This is a genomic window from Hydrogenoanaerobacterium saccharovorans (assembly GCF_016901815.1).
GTDB lineage: Bacteria > Bacillota > Clostridia > Oscillospirales > Ruminococcaceae > Avimicrobium > Avimicrobium caecorum.
Window position 1 is genome coordinate 74,538 of sequence record NZ_JACSNR010000005.1, and the last position, 19,078, is coordinate 93,615.

The 19,078-nt window shown below is 52.5% G+C and carries 20 protein-coding genes; 18 read left to right on the forward strand and 2 right to left on the reverse strand.

Annotated elements, in window-relative coordinates:
- Window positions 1-11: 11 nt before the first annotated feature.
- The 15 genes from H9X81_RS06120 (at window position 12) to H9X81_RS06190 (ending at window position 14,951) form a co-directional block, all read left to right on the forward strand.
- Complete coding sequence (locus H9X81_RS06120; protein WP_204720590.1) at window positions 12-5,606, forward strand: immunity protein Imm33 domain-containing protein; 5,595 nt, start codon at window positions 12-14, stop codon at window positions 5,604-5,606.
- 15 nt (window positions 5,607-5,621) lie between these two features.
- Window positions 5,622-6,485, forward strand: a complete 864-nt coding sequence (locus H9X81_RS06125) for a CbrC family protein (RefSeq protein ID WP_204720593.1) — start codon at window positions 5,622-5,624, stop codon at window positions 6,483-6,485.
- A gap of 19 nt (window positions 6,486-6,504) precedes the next feature.
- Window positions 6,505-7,614 carry a hypothetical protein gene (locus tag H9X81_RS06130; protein ID WP_204720595.1) on the forward strand — a complete coding sequence of 370 codons (1,110 nt, stop codon included), beginning with the start codon at window positions 6,505-6,507 and terminating at the stop codon, window positions 7,612-7,614.
- A gap of 16 nt (window positions 7,615-7,630) precedes the next feature.
- The gene (locus H9X81_RS06135; RefSeq protein WP_071432732.1) at window positions 7,631-7,960 is read left to right on the forward strand and encodes a DUF4274 domain-containing protein; all 330 of its coding nucleotides are present in this window, start codon (window positions 7,631-7,633) and stop codon (window positions 7,958-7,960) included.
- Between the two features lie 29 nt (window positions 7,961-7,989).
- Entirely contained in the window at window positions 7,990-8,739 is a 750-nt protein-coding gene (locus H9X81_RS06140) for an SMI1/KNR4 family protein (protein ID WP_204720597.1), read from the forward strand.
- 54 nt (window positions 8,740-8,793) lie between these two features.
- Entirely contained in the window at window positions 8,794-9,144 is a 351-nt protein-coding gene (locus tag H9X81_RS06145; RefSeq protein ID WP_071432728.1) for a hypothetical protein, read from the forward strand.
- A 67-nt stretch (window positions 9,145-9,211) separates the two neighbouring features.
- A complete protein-coding gene (locus tag H9X81_RS06150) occupies window positions 9,212-9,724 on the forward strand; it encodes an SF0329 family protein (RefSeq protein ID WP_204720599.1) in 513 nt (170 codons plus the stop codon).
- 13 nt (window positions 9,725-9,737) lie between these two features.
- Entirely contained in the window at window positions 9,738-10,316 is a 579-nt protein-coding gene (locus H9X81_RS06155; protein WP_204720601.1) for a hypothetical protein, read from the forward strand.
- Window positions 10,317-10,336: 20 nt separating this feature from the next.
- On the forward strand, window positions 10,337-10,696 hold the full coding sequence (locus tag H9X81_RS06160) for a hypothetical protein (RefSeq protein ID WP_204720603.1): 360 nt from the start codon (window positions 10,337-10,339) through the stop codon (window positions 10,694-10,696).
- A gap of 69 nt (window positions 10,697-10,765) precedes the next feature.
- Window positions 10,766-11,101: a hypothetical protein gene (locus tag H9X81_RS06165; protein ID WP_345941527.1), complete on the forward strand. Its 336-nt coding sequence runs from the start codon at window positions 10,766-10,768 to the stop codon at window positions 11,099-11,101.
- Complete coding sequence (locus H9X81_RS06170) at window positions 11,092-11,397, forward strand: barstar family protein (RefSeq protein ID WP_204720607.1); 306 nt, start codon at window positions 11,092-11,094, stop codon at window positions 11,395-11,397. Before H9X81_RS06165 ends, H9X81_RS06170 begins: the two co-directional genes overlap by 10 nt.
- Before the next feature lie 24 nt (window positions 11,398-11,421).
- Entirely contained in the window at window positions 11,422-12,201 is a 780-nt protein-coding gene (locus tag H9X81_RS06175; protein WP_204720610.1) for a hypothetical protein, read from the forward strand.
- Window positions 12,202-12,213: 12 nt separating this feature from the next.
- The gene (locus H9X81_RS06180; protein ID WP_204720612.1) at window positions 12,214-12,927 is read left to right on the forward strand and encodes a YjfB family protein; all 714 of its coding nucleotides are present in this window, start codon (window positions 12,214-12,216) and stop codon (window positions 12,925-12,927) included.
- 463 nt (window positions 12,928-13,390) lie between these two features.
- Entirely contained in the window at window positions 13,391-13,897 is a 507-nt protein-coding gene (locus H9X81_RS06185; RefSeq protein ID WP_204720614.1) for a hypothetical protein, read from the forward strand.
- Window positions 13,898-14,471: 574 nt separating this feature from the next.
- The gene (locus tag H9X81_RS06190; RefSeq protein WP_204720616.1) at window positions 14,472-14,951 is read left to right on the forward strand and encodes a hypothetical protein; all 480 of its coding nucleotides are present in this window, start codon (window positions 14,472-14,474) and stop codon (window positions 14,949-14,951) included.
- 284 nt (window positions 14,952-15,235) lie between these two features.
- Here H9X81_RS06190 and H9X81_RS06195 read toward each other — a convergent pair whose 3' ends face one another.
- Window positions 15,236-15,610 (reverse strand): winged helix-turn-helix transcriptional regulator, encoded by a 375-nt coding sequence (locus H9X81_RS06195; RefSeq protein ID WP_204720617.1) that lies wholly within the window; start codon window positions 15,608-15,610, stop codon window positions 15,236-15,238.
- Window positions 15,611-15,754: 144 nt separating this feature from the next.
- Between H9X81_RS06195 and H9X81_RS06200 the strand changes: the two genes are divergently transcribed.
- The 3 genes from H9X81_RS06200 to H9X81_RS06210 are packed head-to-tail and all read left to right on the forward strand — an operon-like array spanning window position 15,755 to window position 18,396.
- Window positions 15,755-17,089, forward strand: coding sequence for an MATE family efflux transporter (locus H9X81_RS06200; RefSeq protein ID WP_204720619.1), 1,335 nt, complete (start codon window positions 15,755-15,757; stop codon window positions 17,087-17,089).
- A gap of 27 nt (window positions 17,090-17,116) precedes the next feature.
- Window positions 17,117-17,659: a flavodoxin family protein gene (locus H9X81_RS06205; RefSeq protein WP_204720622.1), complete on the forward strand. Its 543-nt coding sequence runs from the start codon at window positions 17,117-17,119 to the stop codon at window positions 17,657-17,659.
- Window positions 17,660-17,676: 17 nt separating this feature from the next.
- Window positions 17,677-18,396 (forward strand): SDR family NAD(P)-dependent oxidoreductase, encoded by a 720-nt coding sequence (locus tag H9X81_RS06210; protein WP_204720624.1) that lies wholly within the window; start codon window positions 17,677-17,679, stop codon window positions 18,394-18,396.
- A 253-nt stretch (window positions 18,397-18,649) separates the two neighbouring features.
- Here the strand turns inward: H9X81_RS06210 and H9X81_RS06215 are convergent, their stop codons facing one another.
- Window positions 18,650-18,901 (reverse strand): hypothetical protein, encoded by a 252-nt coding sequence (locus H9X81_RS06215; RefSeq protein ID WP_204720626.1) that lies wholly within the window; start codon window positions 18,899-18,901, stop codon window positions 18,650-18,652.
- Window positions 18,902-19,078 lie beyond the last annotated feature (177 nt).

The following is a 19,078-nucleotide window of genomic DNA, read 5'->3' on the forward strand; positions in this document are numbered from 1 at the left end:
AGGCGTGACAGATGTATATCAAAAAATACTGGGGCAACTTTATCGGAGGTTCCGATGACAGCCTGAACCTTGTGGCGTTTCTGGAAGACCAGAAGAAAGAGGAAATTCCTCTCAGCGAGATTTTTGCCAAGATTGGGCTGGACAAGCAGAACTGGGACTTCCGCCAGACTGTGGAGTATCTGGAGTTCACCCACTCCAATGGCGTGGAGATGGACTTCCATTTCGCCATTGATGTGGTCACCGACCTGGCCGCCATCCTGCTGGAGTGCAGCGTCAGCGGCAGTGTGAACCTCCACGATCTGGACGAGTACAACACCCCCTCCCGCCGCATCCGCATCACCGCCACGCCAGAGGAGCACGACGCCATGAACAAGGCCCTCGCGGATTTTGCCCAGAACCCGATGGAATATGACCTCAGTGAGATGATGGACGACGAGGAAATCCACGAAATGGCTCGGGATGTGGAGGCGCTGCGGAAGGAGCTGTACGAGGCCGCTGGCCGCAACCGGGACTACCATGTGAAAGCGGAGGATGTGAAACATCTCCTTCCTGGCTGGGAGGGAGCAGATGGCTGTATCGCCACCAACCGTATCACGGTGGAGGGCTGCAAGATCGGCTACTGCTACCGGGAAAAGCCGGACGGCGACTGGGACAGTGGCTGGCGCTTCACCGCCGGTGATGAGAGTGAGGCGTATATGGACGACCCCAACAATGCCGGGATTTATAAGCTGAACACAATCTGCAACGACGATCCCGACATCATTGTGCTGCTGCATACGCCCGCCCCTTGCGCCTTTGAGCGGGATGAGAACGGCGTGTTCCAGCAGATCAAAGACTGGAAACCGGAACAGGATGAGGAGGACCAGGATATGGACATTTTGCAGCAGTGCCAGAAGTGGCATGAGAACAACGAGCATCAGAAGATCATTGAAACACTGGAGGGCATTGAGGAGCGCACTCCGGAAATGGACAGCCAGCTTGCAAGGGCGTACAACAACGAGGCAGATCACAGAACGCCGGAAGGCAGAGCTATGCTCAAAAAGGCCATCGCTCTCTTGAAACCTCATGAGGAATACTTTGAGGGAGACTACTACTGGAACTTTCGCATGGGCTATTCCTATTACTATCTGGATCAGGAGGGCAGGGCTCTTCGTTACTTTGAAAGGGCATTGGAGGCCCGCCCCGACGACGAGGACACCATGCAGCTGATCGACGGGTGCAAGAAGGGCATTTCTCTGCCTCAGTTCTCGGAGTGCTTCCGGGAGCGGACGGAATCTACATGGAAGGACTTTGCTCAGCAGGAAGCCCAGCTTCGCCGGATGATGGATGAGGACAAGGACCACACCCGGGGCCAGGAGCTGGTGGACCGGGTGGAAGGGATTCTGAACCAGGCGTTTGACGAAATCTCTTTCGAGATGGGCGTGGGTGGCGAGAAGTATGAGCTGATCCTCACCCCGGAGGGGGATAAGGTCAAGCTGTTTGAGCTGATTTACTTCCAGAAGCACGCCCCCAAGGAGGTGCTGGAGCACTGGAACATCCTGGTGGGCCGTCAGCCCATCCGAAACATCGGCCTTCGCACCGACGATGGCTGGGACATCTCTGGGGATGATGTGCAGATCTGGCTGGAGGAGGAGGGCGAAAACAGTTTCACCATCTCCGCCTACTGCGAAAAGCTGCTGCCCATGCTTCGGGAGGCGGAAGGCCGAGCCTGGTGGATGCTCACCACCCTTACCGACCAGGTGTTGGGCGAGATTTCCCACATGAGATACATAGACAGCTTTGATGTACTGGAGGCCCCCAGGGCGGAGCCGTCCATCCCCATGTCCCAGCTGCCGGACAAGCTGAAGGAAAAGGGAGTAAACCTCTCCACCGACCCGGAAGCCTATCTGAACAGCTACCTTGGCTACAAAATGGAACCCAACAAGGACCCGGGAGCCGACTGGCGATTGGATGTAATTGCCGGCTCCACCAACTGCGTGCCGCTCATCAACGGCTATCTGGATGCCGACAATGACTTCATGGACGCTCTCCATGCCGACGGCGCGGTGGCGGGCTTCTTCTGCTATCCTTTGGATACCCTGCGGGAGGAGGAAGGAACGGATAAGATCTTCGACTTCCGGGATAAGCTGGAAGAAGTGTTCACCACCGGCGACGGGCCGGAGGTACTCACCCTCACCGGCGGAGCCACCGGCCTTTTCTGCGGCTATGTGGACTTCATCGCCTGGGACATTCACTCGGCACTCCAGATGGCCAAGGAATTCTTCGAGGGCAGTGACATCCCCTGGGCCAGCTTCCACACCTTCCGCCGGGAGGCAGGCACTGTGAACCTGAAAACACCGCCCGAGGAGGAACCGGACGATGAGGATCAGGTCCCCGAGCTGGACGAAACGCTGACGGATATGGACTATATCCCTTATACACAGCAGAATGAGGAAGAATTCTTCGCACAGATCGAGCAGTGGAACGACGAGGATGAGTACACCCGCTGCATTCAGGCGCTCAACGCCATCCCGGAGGACTGGCGAAATTACCGCATTGCCTACGCCATGGCACGGGCGCTGGAGAATTACGCTATTTTGGGAGATCATCAGGAGGGAACCCCCAACTACAAGGGGGATAAGGCTCTCCGACGGGCCATCCAGGTGCTGGAATCTGTCCGGGAGGAAGGCCAGGACAAGGCCCAGTGGAATATGCGGATGGCTTATGGATACCAGTATCTCTACCATCAGGAGGAAAAGGCCATCCCCTACGCCCAGCGGTGGGCGGAGCTGGACCCGGAGGACGAGAACGCCCCGGCGGTGATTCAGGAGTGTCAGAAGGAGATAGAAAAACGGGCCGAGGCAGAGAACGAAGACGAGAGTGACCACACAGGTGTCTTCACCGGCTTTGTGCTGCTGTCCAAGGCAGAATGGGATAAAGGGCAGTTCATTCGGGACATGAAGGAAAAATGGGACATTCCAGTGGAGGAATACGACGCCAGCGAGGAGAAAGACGACGACGCACTGGTGTTTGAAGTGGGCGATATGGTTGGTGCGGTCAGCCTGAACAACTATCCCATTCCCGGCGGCGAGGCCGAGGCCAATGCGGAAAACAACTATATGTGGGAGGATGCAGTCAAGGTTGCCAAGGAACACAGCGCCCACATCATGGTTGCGGTGCTGGGCAAAGAGGAGGACCTGCTGGAAAAGGGTAAGCTGTTCGCCAAGGTGGTGGCTGCCTGCTGCCGCCAGAAATATGCCACCGGCATCTATACCAGCGGCGTGGTGTTTGAGCCCCAATTCTATGAGGGTTTTGCCGACATGATGCAGGAAGACGAGCTGCCCATCTTCAACTGGGTCTGGTTCGGCCTCTGGCAGGATGAGAATGGCATGAATGGCTACACCTACGGCCTGGATGTGTTCGGCAAAGACGAGATGGAGGTGCTGGGCACCGATGCCAAGCCGAGCGATCTGCGGGACTTTTTGGCCAGCCTTGTGTCCTATGTGCTGGAGAATGATGTGGAACTGCACGATGGGGAGACCATCGGTTTTGATGCAGATGATAAGCACACCATCACCCGCAGCCCGGGCGTCGGCCTGCCGGAGGAGCAGATGACTCTGAAAATCTCCTGGGCGTCATCGGACGGTGACCCTGACGATGGTGACGATGACCCGGACGGCGAAGCTCCCGAGGATGAAGAAACCGGTGTTCCCGAGGTCTACACCGAGGATGAGATGGAGGCCGTCGAGGCTCACATTCAGCAGTATTTCGGCAAGTTTGAGAATGTGTTCCACGAGCTGTCTTCGCCGGACATCCATGTGGACATCTGCGTGGTGCCGCCCTCCGAGGAGCGTGACTACTACACCCTGGTCACCATGGGCATGGGTGCCCACCGGATGAATGTGCCGGAGGAACTGGCCGAATACAAGCTGGAGCGGGCGGAGCTTGCCATCGCGTTGCCGAGGAACTGGAAACTGAAGCGTGAGGACCTGAAGAATGAGCGATGGTACTGGCCCATTCGTCTGCTGAAAGCCCTGGCCCGCCTTCCCATTGCCAGCGATACCTGGCTGGGCTTCGGCCATACCATGGACAATGAGGAGGACTTCGCAAAAGGCACAAAGCTGTGCGCCGCCATTCTGACCGGTCCCCAGGACACCGAAGATGGCAGCGAGGTCTGCATCTTGCCCGGCGGCGAGGAGGTCAACTTCTATCAGGTGATCCCTCTCTACCGGGATGAATTGGAATACAAGCTGGCCCATGACGCGGACGCCCTGCTGGACAAAATGAACGGCATCAGCTTTGTGGTGGAGCCTGATCGTCAGGATGCTATCACTCGTGGCACCCTTTCCAATGATGATTTTGACGGTGAAATGGACGATGCCTCCTATCATATCGAGAGCATTGAGGAGAAGGGTCTGCCCATTGACCCCATCAATGCCTACAACCATATGGCCATCTACTTGCGTTGGTGCATGGAGCATGATTTGATGGGCGAGGAATTTCTGAAAGAATACGGCGAAGTGGCCAAACAGGTCAAAGCCGACCCTGCCAGTGTGGACCTGCGGGCATTCATCCAGAATGAGTTGGACGGCTGCTTGTTCTCTGTGCTATTCGATCAGAAAGGCCGTGCTTTTGCAGGCTATTACTATGGAGAGGGCGACAGCCCCTACTATCCTGCCGATGTTGATGACAACGCCCTCCGCTTCTTCGGCCCGGAGCGGTATCACTCCAATGAGTTCCAAGATGAAGCCTACCTGTTCATCCCCTTTGACGAGGACTACTACCAGGCCATGGCAAAGGTGATCGAGGAACGCTTCACCAACTGGCAGGGACAGGACTTCGACGAGGACACGCTGGAGCCCTCTGAACTGGCTGAGGCGTTGATGGAGTATCTGGACTGTGAATGCACCTATTTCCCCTCCATGAAGGACGATGATCCCATTATGTCGGCATACAGCTATGCCAAACGGGAAAGTGTCAAAGAAGGCTTTGTGCCGGTACTCATCAAGGCGGATGACGAAACGCTGCTTGAGTGTCTGGTGATGAACGCCGACCCAAAGAATGATGCGGACATTTACGAATTTGACCTCAAAACTGTAACGGAGTACCGGAAGAAGATGCTCTCCACCTCCGTCAAAGACGGAAAGGCGGTTTTGGAGGAAATGACCGGCCAGCGCAAGGAAGAAGCCGAGGATGACGATATGGACTGGGAGGAGGAAATCCTGGGCGAGATGGAAGGCGGCTATGAGAATAACCGTATCTCCTGCTACTGGGATTCCGGCACCGATATGACCCACCCTCTCATTCTGGCGAAAATTCCGGTCAAGAACCCCTGGGAGATCTTTGCCTACCTGCCCTTCGGAAACTGGAACGACTGCCCCAACACGCCGGAGCTGATGGCTGCGGCCAAATACTGGTTCGAGCAGTACGGCGCGGTGCCTGCCGCCATGAGCCACGATGAGCTGGAGTTCCTGCTCCCGGCTCCCGTCCCCGAGGAGAAGGCCATGGATGCAGCGGTGGAACTGTATGGCTTCTGCCCGGATCTGGATCAGAATGAGGATGGGAGCATTGGCTCCTTGGCAGATGCCCTGTGGCAGTCCACCGTCTGGTACTTCTGGTGGGATTGATGGGAGATTTTGGCCATGAACGAATACCTGAAGCAATATATTGAACTCCAAAAGCAGTTTCGAGAGACAAAAGGAAATCCAGACAGTGTCCGCGCTCTCTATACCTTCAAGGAGAAACTGGAGCAGTCGGAAGACAAACAGGCCAAGGAGGTGCTGGTGGATGTGTATGATCTGCTGGACTTCAAGAAGGATGCCTACGAACTGCTCTGCCAAATCGGAAATCATTCCGATAAAAAGACACTCAAGCGGCTGGGCACGCTGAAGGAATATGCGGAAAACTGGGGCAATCATTATGCTCTCCCCAAGCCCAAAACGCCGGAGGAAAAGCAGAAAGAGAAGGAGCGGCAGGCTCAGCTGGGCTTGCCCACCTTCCGGTATCACCCCAATCCGCTGGAAACCGGCGCTTTTGAGGAGTCCGCGGATGGCGTTGCCTGCGACTGCTGCGGCAAGACGACCCATATTTTCTATACAGGCCCCTTTTACGCTGTGGAGGATATTGAGTATCTGTGCCCGGAGTGTATCTCCAGCGGCGAGGCGGCCCGGAAATATGATGGCAGCTTCCAGGACGATTGCTCCGTGGATGATGGCGTGGAGGACCCGGCCCGACTGGACGAGCTCATCCACCGAACTCCTGGCTACTGTGGCTGGCAGCAGGAATACTGGCGCACCCACTGCGGCGACTACTGCGCCTATCTGGGCCATGTGGGTGCCAGAGAACTGCGGGCGCTGGGTGTGCTGGAGGATGTGCTGGACGATCCCATGTGGGATGACGAACAGAAGGAAATGATTCAGGAATCCGTCAATGGCGGGCATCTGCAATGCTATCTGTTCCAGTGCCTCCACTGCGGAAAACACCTGGTCTGGATGGATTTTGATTGATAAGGAGGTGCCTGCACCAATGGAAAAAACCTTCCTCAACCCCGCCACAAATAAGCAGTGGCGGATTGAAATTGATGGACATACCATCCGAACCTGCCTCCATGGCGGGAAGGTTAAAGAGATCCTGTGCGACTCCGCCTTCCAGGTCAAGAGTAAGGCGGCCAGCGCTATGATGGGCCAGATGCGGAAAGGATTTGTCTATCAGAATCCGGATGCCGCTGTTGGACAGGCGCGGTGCCATCGGTTTGTCGGCAAGGACAGCAACGGCTTTATGCCCTTGGCTGCCGCCCTCACACGGGACGACTTCTTCCTGACGAGAGTGGTCGGAGATTTTGAGGACGAGACCCTCTATCACTTCGATGGCAGCGGGGAGATCCTCGAAACAGTTTCCCTGGGCGCAAAGAGAATGACCTATGAGCAGGTCCTCTGCCCCAATGACACCCTTCTTCTGAACAACAGCTATCTTCTCCAGCAGTTCTCACTCCGCACCCATGAAATCACGCCCTTTGCCAACAAGAAAAACAGCATGAAGGCCATGCTGGATGCCAGCGGCGACTTGGCCCTCTGGTACACAGGCGAGGAGATTGTCGTCTTTGACTTTGGCAGCAACACGGAGGTGTGGCGGGAAACGGTAAAATGCAAGAAGTCAAAAGACCCGAATTTTGCCTATTACTGCTTTGGGATGCTCTCTCCCCGGCAGAGCAAAGCGGCCTACCGCGTCACCGAGGGTGAGTATGTGCTGGTCGATCTGAAGTCCGCCCAAAAAGTAGTGATTCCCAATGAGGGCTGGCATCCCTTCTTCTCTCCAGATGACCAGTGTTTCTCAGTGGGCGGCAGGTTCTATCTGACCCAGACCGGAGAGGAGATAGCCAATCCTTTCCCATTTTCTGTCCGGCAGGGACTGAGTTTTTCAGACACCTGCGCGGTGAAGACAAGGGGCAGCCTGATGGCTGTTCAGCAGGATCGTGGCAGCTCCCCCATAGAAGTATGGGATATCGGCAACGGCCAGCTGCTGGCCACCATTGATGATCCCTTTGTGGTGCGCCAGGTGAATTTTGCCTTTACCAAGAGTGGACTGGTCCTGCACACCGATTACGGGGCTATGAGCATCTATTCCTGCAACCTCTGAAACGGAGGCGGAGGAAATGGCGTATGCTGATTTGAAGAATAAACTTGATGAGTATAACTGGGATGACGGGTTCGAAGTCCCAAGAACAATCCTCGCTGACCCGGACTGCGATTTGGCATTGGCGTTGGAGATTTTCTATTTGGCCGGCGGGTACGAATACTTGGAAAAATCAGCGAAAAGAACTAAGCTGCAAAAGTGGAATCCATTTATTACCGTCCTATATGAAGACATCTTAGACAACAGATTTCCTAAGACAGATGCATCGTTTGAAATTCCATTGAGCAAGGTGCAGAAGTATAAACTGCGGAAAAAGGGAGCTGCGGAAATCTTTCTTACGGATTTATAGTTTTTCATTTATCAGGGAGAATCGCACCTATGAACAAAGAATCATTGACTGAAAAACTCCTGGACTTGGTCGAGGGGCGGGAAACTCCCGAAACCTGGAGGAGCTGGTGGGACGAACATGAGACGGAGTTGGAAGCCCTGCTGAGTCGGGGCGAGTTTCTGAAGCTAAAGCCCTGCCGGCATGGCTTCCAGTGGGTCCCGGTGTTTGGCAGCCAAAAGGGAGCCATCGCCATTCTGGAAAAGAGCGGCTTAGCATTTGAAGCCAGCAATCTCTACCAGGAGCGGTATCTGGCCGAACTGGACGCTTTCTGCAAGGAGCAGGAGCGAGTGCAGCGGGAAAAGCAAAAGGAATTCAAGGCCAGCCACCCGGAGCTGTTTGGCCGATACCCCAAGTTCTCCAAGGCGCTGGCAAAGGTGCTGGACACCTCTGATGAGATCAAGCCTGCCGCCACGGAGGAGCAGATTGGGAATCAAGAAAGCGTGCTGGACTTCACGCTCCCGTCCCAGGTGAGGGAGTTTTTCCTGCTGACCGCAGGCATCCAGGCATCCACAGGCGTGATCCTTTCCCTTTCCGGGATGTTTGATCTGACCATCCATGGAGAGAGGTATTGTGTGCTGGGCGAGTTCTGGAAAGAAGCGGACGGCGACCAGCTCCTGCTCCGCCCCGGAGAGGAAACCATCTGGTACTACGCCCATGAGCAGGACAAGGTAAAGCGCCTCTGCAATGGTATGACAGAACTGCTGGAGAAGAAATTGGCGAGGTATCTCAATGAGCAATAAAAATAACGCGGCGGTTGAGAGCTGAACTGTAAATGGATGAAGGAAAAATGAACAATGACATTAGAAGAAATGTTCTGTGATCTGTACGATAAATATGGTAAGGATTTTAACTGGTATCTGCTTCCCCTCACACAGGCGGACGGAGCATTTGTCGTTGAACTAAACAAAGAAATAGGACAAGGCCACTTCTTATCCGGCAAAAAAATCCGGGCGGTTGCGAAGTGTGATTCCAATGATGATGTGCTATATGTTGTCAGAAGCGGAATAGGAAGGGACATCTACTATATGTTCCATTTGACTTACTCAGCACATAATGCGGACGGATTTCCCCGGTATGTGGAGTTTACAGATCTATTTGCAGTAAAAGAATTTATAGAACGATCATATATCGAGGATTGTATGTAATCTTTAAATTTTAATCAATTGGGAAGTTTACCTTACCCGCAGCCACAGCCGAAAGGAGGCGGTCGCTATGCCAACTTGGAGCGGAATCCGAAACAAGCTGGAAAATGATTACCTGTGCCCGGCGCTCCGGGGGCACATCCAGTATTTTGTCACCCGTTACAGCAAAAGCGCTGACCATGAGGGCCGGGCAGCCATTCGCATGGACGGCGTGGAAGTGCTGCGGAGCAACCATTACACCTATTTTGAGAATGTGTGGACGAAATTTCATCATTTGAGGTCCACAACGCTGAAGGATCACGACTCCGCAAAAGGGGCCATCAACCAGGCTCATGCCTTTGCGCTGGAGCAGGGCACCTTTGACCAAAAGGTGTTCTATGAGGCGTTTGGGATCTTTGACAACCAGAGCATTGAGAAAAGCCTTGTCAGCGAGAATCCTCTTGTCCGCATCTTTGCCCTCCTGGACCGCAGGCTGGGAAAGCGCCGTCTGCTGGCCTTGGAGGAATCCATGGAACAGGAGCTGGACTGGGTGCGGGCCTTCTATGTGATCCGGATGCAGGTAGAAGGGCTGATGGAGGATTAAGGAGGGATTTATCTTGTCAAAAGCTCTCACTGAATGCGCAATCTTAAGTATTCAATTGGAAGAAACAGCATGGACAATCGGTCAACTTTGCTGCCGTTTTGAGTTGGAAGGGCAAAAATACAAACAATATACAATGGCATTCTTTGATGTGCTGTTTTCAAGTGAGGAAGAATTGGTAGAGAATCTTGACAGCTTGGATTTAACAAAGCCAATCATCATTACAACACTGAATAGACACCCGCAAAGAGGATATGGATTACATCTTATAGGGAATAAAACTATTTCATACACAAATGTTCCAAACTATAAAAGTGATATATCCCCAACGCTTGGTTTATATAAAAACAAATCAACGGACTTCGACCATTTGCTAAATGCGTGGTTTGGTTTTTTGCCATGGGACGGATTTTGTAGAGAAGATTATGTTGATGCATTCCTTACTCCAGGGACAAAAAAGAAAAGTGATATCAGATTTATGAAAGATTTTACAGTGGAAGAATTGAAGGAGATTATGCCCGCAGGAAGTATTGCTTTAATTCAACACTTACAAAAAGATAATGTAAAAAACAGTGTTCCACCTAATGTGGGGTGAAATAGAAAAGAGGAATCTCTATGTCACAGATCGCATCCTTTTATCTTCTCAAAGACGGCCGGCGGCAGGAACTGTCCAACGGCGACTGCTCCGGCGCGGTCTATATGGCCATCTGGGACTGGTGTGAGAGCGAGCTGGATCTGGATGTCCGTTTTCCTGCTCCCCAGACGGAGGACACCCTGGACTGCGCTTTGCTGGAGGGAGCGCTGGCGTCTAATGTGCTGGCAGCTCTGCGGGAGCAGGACCTCCCGGAACTGGCCGCTGAAATTGCCCCAGACTGGGATCTGCCCACCGAGGCGGTGCAAAGCGGGCTTGAAACGCTGCGCTCCCATCTGGAACTGGTGCAGGGCGACGCTGCCCTGCTGTATGAAATGACTTGACGGGACTATGCCCATGATAAGGATATAGGTTAAGAAATGGAGAGGAATACCATGGTGAGAGATGGGCTTGTGTTCAAAGATGAGGATGGTCAGGTCATATTCAACCAGTACAGCTTCTGTGAACTGGTGAAGCACCTGCTGGTAGAGTTGGTGGGGATCTCCTATGAGGAAGCCTCCCAGACAGTGGAACGCTCACCGCTGGCAGAGCCAGTGGCTGATGCCATGGGAGTGGCGATATTCAGCCATGAGCTGCCTTATTACTGGGCTATGTTTTTCTACCATGGGAACGGTTATTGGTGGGAAAAGGGCATTCCAGCGCAGCCAGAGGATATGGATGCCTATGAAACCTTGGAAAATAGGATCATGGAGAAATACCACTTAAAGGAGCCGTTTATATGGACATGAGAGAGGTGTTCACCATTGACGGCCGGCGCTTTTCCAATATGGCCGGTTTTTATGACGAGGTGGAGCGGGTGTTTACATTTGGTTTGGACCGGAAGATCGGTCGGAACCTGAATGCTTTCAACGATATTCTCCGGGGCGGTTTTGGGCGGCATGCGTATGGACAGCCCATCCACATCAAGTGGCTGGCCTATGAAAAAAGCGTCCGCAATCTCGGAAAAGAGACAATGGACACCATTGTGGAAATCATTTTGGATACAGACCATTCCGGGCACGACTGTACCCTGGAACGGCTTTGACCAAGCAAAAAAGGAGGCATCACTATGGGACTTGACATCTACGCCGGAACATTGACCCGATACTATTCGCACAACTGGAAGACTGTTGTGCAGCAGTGGGCAGAGCAAAACGGCTACACCTTCAACCGGATCACACCGAATGGAGAACCTGCTGACAACGAGGAAGAAATGTCCCCGGCTGAGGTCCAGGCGGCGGTAGAGAACTGGCGGGATCAAATCTTGAGCGCCATTTCTCAGCCGGGCCAGCCCCCCTATACTCCCTGGCCGGAGGATAATGAGAAGCCTTATTACACCGACAAGCCAGATTGGGATGCCTTCGGCGCTATGCTGCTGGTGGCTGCCTACCGTACATACGATGAGCCGGTGCCCCCTACTGTGGAAAAGGACTGGAACTTCGGCGAACATCCCCTGATCGCCCGTCTTGGAGCGGACAAGGAACGGGTGTGGTCGTTGTTTTATGGAGCGACCTGGTGGCTGCCTCTGGAGGATGCCTTCTTTTTCCAGGCACCTTTGCCCACCGACGATCAGGCGATAATTGCCACCCTGGGCGGACTTCGGAAGGAGCTGGAGAAGCTGAACCAGCTGGCATGGCAGGCCGATGAGGAAACCATTCTGAGCTGGAGTGAAACGGAAGGCTATCCGACAGACGGCATTATTCCCGCGCATGGGAAAATCAGCAGGGCAGATATTCAGGAGCATACCCAGTTTGATACCCAATCCCTGGCCAAGTTTGCCTTCTCCATGTTCTGGCAGGCTATGCGGTTTGCAGAGGAACAGCAGGTGCCCATCCTGCTGGATTACTAAGGAGGTTTTTTTATGGGATACGATGTGAGTTTTCACCCGATTTCACCAGAGGAAATGCGGGAATGGTATTTTACTCCCTTAACCTGGATACAGCAGGGACAGGAGGAAAAGGTGCTGGCACTCGCCGCACAGTATGGAATAGAGAATTTCTATGCAGAAAAATATCTGGATACCCTGCGGGTTGGGGCTGGAACAGAATCCGACGAGCTGTTTGACAAAAGCCATGGCTTCTATATTGCAGTGATCCAGGGCTTTTTCCGGGATTACTATTACACCAGAGGCAGTGCCTTTTCTTTCCTGGTGGAAGAAAAGCCGGAATATGAGCGGTACTTCACCTCGTGGGATCAAGTGACTCCTGTTTCCTTTCCAAACCCCATGCAGAACCGAATCATCGAAAACTATTGCTCCGGTGTATATCTGTCTCCAGATCAAGTTATGCTGCTTCTCAAAGACATGGAGCAGGACCCCAAAGTGCTTGAAGATCTGGAGGAGCTTTGGAGCAATGGACAGATTGCTGTGCTGAAAAAGGCACTTTCTGCCGCTGCAGAGCTGGGCGCCGGCCTGCTGGAGGCCACTGAAGTGGTAGAACCAAACCCCATCAGTCCGAATGAGAGTACAAGTTATTCCAACCTGTACCACTGCGACAGGGACGGGGTGTATCTCTACATAGATACTGTCAGTGCTCAATTAGCGGATGTGATTGGAAAAAGTGAGGAACAAGCATAAGCGGTTGGGAGGGTTTTATGGAACAAAAACGCCCGGCAGAAAATATCTCCATGGTTACCTATTTATGATCAGATTACTGTCATGGCAGGGAGGGATCGTTTCGCACGGGTATGCATGACGCAAATGCGATAGGACATAAATAGGCAAGGCCAGACAGGAGATCTAAAGTGTTCCCACCTGCCACAGACTGAGTCTGGACGCAATTCGCGTTCCAGGCTCATTTTCTTTGCCAGAATTTTGCACACGCGGCAGAGAGATCTGAAGCATTTATGTGTTTTAGATTAGATTATAGGCTTGGCTTTGGTATTGCGTTTCGCTCAGCATAGTAACAAGATGCCCTTTGCCTCTCCATTTTGTGCTATAATATAAATAGCATCGCAAGCTATCGTTCCTGTGATGAAAGGGACAGCGAGATTGTCCCAGTAGGGGTGTCCTGTATAAAATCCGGATTGGAGGTATGAGAATGAAACAGCTTCTTTTGATACTGCTCCTGATTTTTACACTTCAGAGGAGATACATTGCTTCTGAGGAGCTTGCTTCTGCAGTGCCTTCCGCAGAACAGGATCAAGCCTTGGAGCAATGGGTGGCAGATCTTGAGCCTGTCTGTGAATTTGAAGTAACTGAAGAATATCCTGGCGTTATTTTGGAACTATTCGATCAGCTGACAGAGCAAAGAAATCAGCTGTCTGATAGTCAGCAAATTCTGAATACCAACCTGCAGTCTGTAACCGTTTACGGAACGCAGCAGGAATTTTGCGCCATCTATACTTTCAGCAGCGAACAGGAGTATCTCACAGAATCCGGAAGTACCAGACAGGAGCCATTCGGTGAAATGACCATGCGGGTCCGGATGCGCCAGAAGAACAAAACAACCTATGAATTAGTAGCGCAGGGAGGCGGCCCCATTGCCTATGGTTTAGAGAAAACCGACCTGACGTTAGAGAGCATTCAGCAGAATCCTACTCGTTAATGGAAAGCCCCGGTACCAGAACAGCTCGTACCGGGGCTTTTTTGTCATTATCGGATCGTTCTGACACAGGAAGCTGCAGATAGGTCAAATCCGATACGATCGATGATCTGATTCCCAATAAAGCCGGGAATCTCTTGGCCCGTGTGACCAGACGCAGGGCGAAAGGAATGCTGCATATTCCGGGGTTTTGATTTACCAGGTGAAACAGTTATCAAAATCGTAGAGGGGAATGTATCGAATTTTATGGGAAATTTTTCTGAAAAATGGTATACTGAAATCAAAAGGGGGCGTTTTTATGGAGAAGAGGACCATAACTCTGATACTGGCATTGGGTCTGATGTTTGGGTCTGTACTGACTGGCTGCAGCGCAAATACAGAGAACAGTAGCCCGGACCGTTCCTCTCAGCCAACTGAGCAGGAGCAGACATCTGTATCCGGAGAACCTGTATCGGAGGACAGTTCAGACGGTGAGACAGCTGACGATTCTGCTGTTTCGTCAGATTCTGGAAATTCCCAGTTGGCTCCTGAAGCGCCAGATTCCGTCGTACTGGAAAACCCGGATACCGATCCGGATATGACAGCGGAAGAACTGGCTGAAATAGAACGCCTCCGGACTGCCTGGGCTCTCCGGGAATATCTGGAGGAGACAGTCTCTGCTGAAAGCTATGCCTATCTGAATCCGGGAGACGGAATTCTCACCATCGGTGCCATTGACGAGGAAGCACTTCGGGCGGCAGTGGAGGCCTACACAGGCACACCCTGCCGGGAGGTGATCTATCAGCCGGCTGAATGCTCTCAGGCACAGGTTGCAGCCCTCACTGAAGCGCTCACGGATTTGGAATGCCCTTATCGAACTGCTGCCAGTGCGGTCCGGATTGATGGCGGTGCGGGGGAAGGTATTCTGGTATTCCTGGAAGCAGATGAGGACAGCGATGCTGACAGGATCAAATCCGAAGTGCTGCGCCTTGCAGAGGAGATGAATTTCCCCACAGAGTACATTACCTTTGAACGCCATGGCAGTTTGCCGCCGCCTGGTACCAATCCTGATACCTGAGTGCTTTCAGCAGAAGTTCCTCCCCATAAAGGTGAGGTATATTCCAATGAAGAAAAGAGTTATGATTATAGTGCTAGCAGCCATCATGATTTTTGGCATCATTCCTGCAGGCTGCAGCACACAGGAGTTCTATTTGAGAAGCTGCAAACCGGGGTGCAGCCGCTGAAATCCCTGCCAATCACTGTCCCCGGGAATATTCATAATAAAAAGCATCCGTCTGTTGCTTCGAAGCCAACAGGCGGATGCTTTTTTGTGCGGATGAAAACAGCTCCGTTGGAAGAGCATCATTCATTCTCCGGTGAGGAGTCGTTGTCATTGCATTGTGGGTTTGTCATAATGAACCGGTCGTCAATGTTTTTTTCTCCCCATTCGCACATGAGTTCCAGAATGTGCTCCAGCGACCGTCCTTTTTCAGTGATGGAATATTCTACTCTGGGCGGTACTTCCGCATATACGGTGCGCTGGATCAGTCCATCAACCTCCAGTTCCCGCAGCTGATTGGTCAGTGTCCTTTGGGATACCTGTGTGATGGCACGCATCAGTTCACCAAAACGCTGGGTGCCATTGCGGATCAGGCTTTCCAGGATCAAAGGCTTGTATTTGCCGCCGATCATTTTCAAAGTTACTTCCATTTCCGATGTCACTATAATCTTTTCCATCGCTTTCGTCCTCCAATAGTGAACATTTTTTCACACTATGCAAATAATGTGCGTACTTGTGGCCTTAATTTTGAAACTATATAATACCAGTATAGTCTATTTTTGCAATAATGCAACTCCATGTTGTGATGGGAGAGGTATTTCATGGAAAAGGTCATTGAACCTATGACCAGTGGTTCGATCGGTAAACGGATGATGTTCTTTGCTCTTCCGCTTTTACTGGGCAATCTGTTTCAGCAGCTCTACAATACAGTCGATTCCCTGATTGTAGGAAATTTCCTGGGCAGCAGCGCTCTGGCGGCTGTCAGCTCTTCGGGCAGCCTTATTTTTATGCTGATTGGATTCCTGAGCGGCATCTCCGCGGGAGCCGGTGTGGTTATTTCCCAGTATTTCAGGGCGGAAGATGTCCCCAACATCCAGCGTGCTGTGCATACCACTGTTGCCTTTGGCATAGCGGCAGGACTTCTGATGACCATCGTGGGAATTCTGCTTTCGCCGCAGATCCTGGCCTGGATGGGAACTCCTGAAAGTGTAATGCCTGAATCCATTTCCTATCTGCAGATTTACTTCTCCGGGTCTTTGGGATTTGTTCTGTACAATGTATTTGTGGGCATTCTGCAGGCAGTCGGCGACAGCCAGCATCCGCTGTATTACCTGATGGCTTCATCGGTCATCAATCTGGTGCTGGATATTCTGTTCATCGGATTTTTCCATACCGGGGTTAGCGGTGCGGCACTGGCTACGGTGATCTCACAGGTGTTCAGCGCCATCCTCTGTTTTGTGCAGCTGCTCAGAACCAAAGAGAGCTATCAGCTGCGCCTTTCCAGCATCCGCTTTGACCTGCCGATGCTGGGGAGGATTATCCGGATCGGACTTCCCTCGGGTATTCAGAATTCGATTATTGCGTTTGCCAATGTGGTGGTACAGTCCTATATCAACGCCTTTGGCGAAATGGCTATGGCGGGATACGGCGCCTATACCAAGATTGAAGGCTTTGCGTTCCTGCCCATCAACAGCTTTACCATGGCGATGACAACATTCGTGGGACAGAATCTCGGCGCCGGACAGACCGAGCGCACCCGGAAAGGAGCCCGGTTTGGCATTCTGGTAACCGTTGTCATGGCGGAACTGATCGGAGTGATCGTGATGCTGTTTGCACCCCAGCTGATCGCGGCATTTGATTCCACTCCGGCTGTTGTACAGTTCGGCGTGGAAAAGGCACGGACCGCAGCGCTGTTTTACTGCCTCCTGGCGTATTCCCATTCGGTTGCCTCTGTGATCCGGGGAGCCGGCAAAGCTGTGGTTTCCATGCTGATTATGATGACCTTCTGGTGTGTGGTCCGGGTTGCTTTCCTTGCAGTCAGCATCCCGTTCACTCATAGTGTTCTGATGGTGTATGCGGTCTATCCGCTGACATGGGCACTCAGTTCAGTGGCATTCTTCTTCTATTACAGACGGGCCAACTGGCTGAATCAATAACAAACTGACAGAAAGGAAGAACTGAAAATGAAAATTCTGATTCTGAACGGAAGTCCCAGACTTCATGGAAACACCAGCAAGGTGGTCCGTACACTGGATTCCATGCTGGCTCAGGAGCATACAGTGGAGCTTCTGGATATCTGCTCCATGCAGCTGAGCGGATGTGTGGCATGCGATGCCTGTAAGGCAAATGGCGGACATTGTGTGCGTCCGGATGAGTCGGATGCTGTGATCCGCAAGATCGCGGAAGCGGATGCGGTGATCTTCGGCACACCTGTTTACTGGTGGGGCATGTCGGCTCAGCTGAAAATGGTGGTGGATAAGTTCTATTCCCAGGATTCCCAGTTCAAGACCATGAAGAAAAAGATCGGCGTGGTTGTTACAGGGGCAAACGGCCTGGACAATCCCCAGTATCGTCTGATTGATGAGCAGTTCCGGTGTATTGCCGAGTATCTGCACTGGGATATGGCTTTCTCGCTGGCATTTGCGGCATACGAGCACGGCGAAGTGATGCAGCAGGAAGGAATTCTGGCTCAGCTCCAGGACGCCTGTGAGAAGATTGCGCGATAAGAGAGGAGAGATTTGCAGTGAAAAAACTGGTAGTTATAACAGGTGCCAGCTCGGGAATCGGAATGGAACTTGCCAGACGGTTTTCGGCGGAGGGACATCCGGTTCTGATGCTGGCCCGGAGAAGGGAAGTGATGGAGGAACTGAACCTTCCCAACAGTCTCTGCCGCAGTGTGGATGTTACCGATCTGGAAGCCATGCAGTCTGCGGTTCGAGAGGCTGAGGAACTCTATGGAAAGACCGATCTGCTGATTAACTGCGCCGGTCTGATGCTGCTGGGATACCCCGCAGAACAGGACTTTGACGAGTGGAGCCGGATGATCGATGTCAATGTCAAGGGTGTGCTGACCGGCACCAAGGCAGTGCTGTCGGATATGATTGCGCGCAATGAGGGCACCATCATCAATATCGGCTCCATTGCGGGCAGAAAGACATTTGATAACCACTCGGTATACTGCGGAACCAAATATGCCGTGCATGCCATGACCGAAAGTATGCGCCGGGAGGTTTCCGGCAGCAATGTGCGGATGATCGTCATTGCTCCGGGTGTTGTGGAAACCCCGCTCCTTTCGCATACCTCCAACCAGGAGATCAAGGATAACTACAACCTCTGGAAGCAGGAGATCGATGGAGGTCTGGAGCCTTCCCAGATTGCGGACTGTGCCTGGTTTGCCTACCAGATGCCGCAGGAGGTCTGTGTGCGTGAGATCGTCATTGCCAAGACAAAGCAGGCAGACTGATTGGAAAGCAAGGCTTTCCCCGGCTCCTCCGCCGGCAGAGAGTATTCATACAGCATAGCAAAAAAGACCGGATGCGCCTGAGAGCGTGTCCGGCCTTTTTGCAATTTGAGGTCCGATGAAATTTTGGCTTTGCGGCTTTCAGGTATCTGGCAGTTCGGAAAATGATCCGGGGTTTCTGCCAGACCGGCATGCGGCGCTCTTTCCCTGCCGGCGCTGTCTGCTGTTCAGGGTGCGGTCGGAGAGAGAAGATGTATTACAGACCCAGGAGTGCCAGACAGATTCCGCCGAACAGGGCTGAGGCGGCACATACCGCAAGCAGGATCGCTATGGGAACTCCGATCAGAATCAGCAGACGCAGTTCCAGAGGATGGTCCAGCAGCTGTGCGGTGGGGACTGGGGCGGAGTCGGGGGACTGGCTGTTTTCAGGCAGACGGTCGGGATCACCCCAGGTCGGGTCCACATATACATCAGGCTTGGCTGCAAAGCGGAATATGCGTTTCATCATCAAACATCCTTTCCGATTGATCTGCCATCAGTATAGCCCTTTTTCCAAAAAGAGGGTGTTAGGGCTTTTCTCCGGAAATTAAGACCTGATAAATGACGGATAAATCTTAATGCGATCTTAATACCGGGAAGAGCATTTTAATATCCCGGCAAGTAAAAATTTGTTATAATGGAGTCA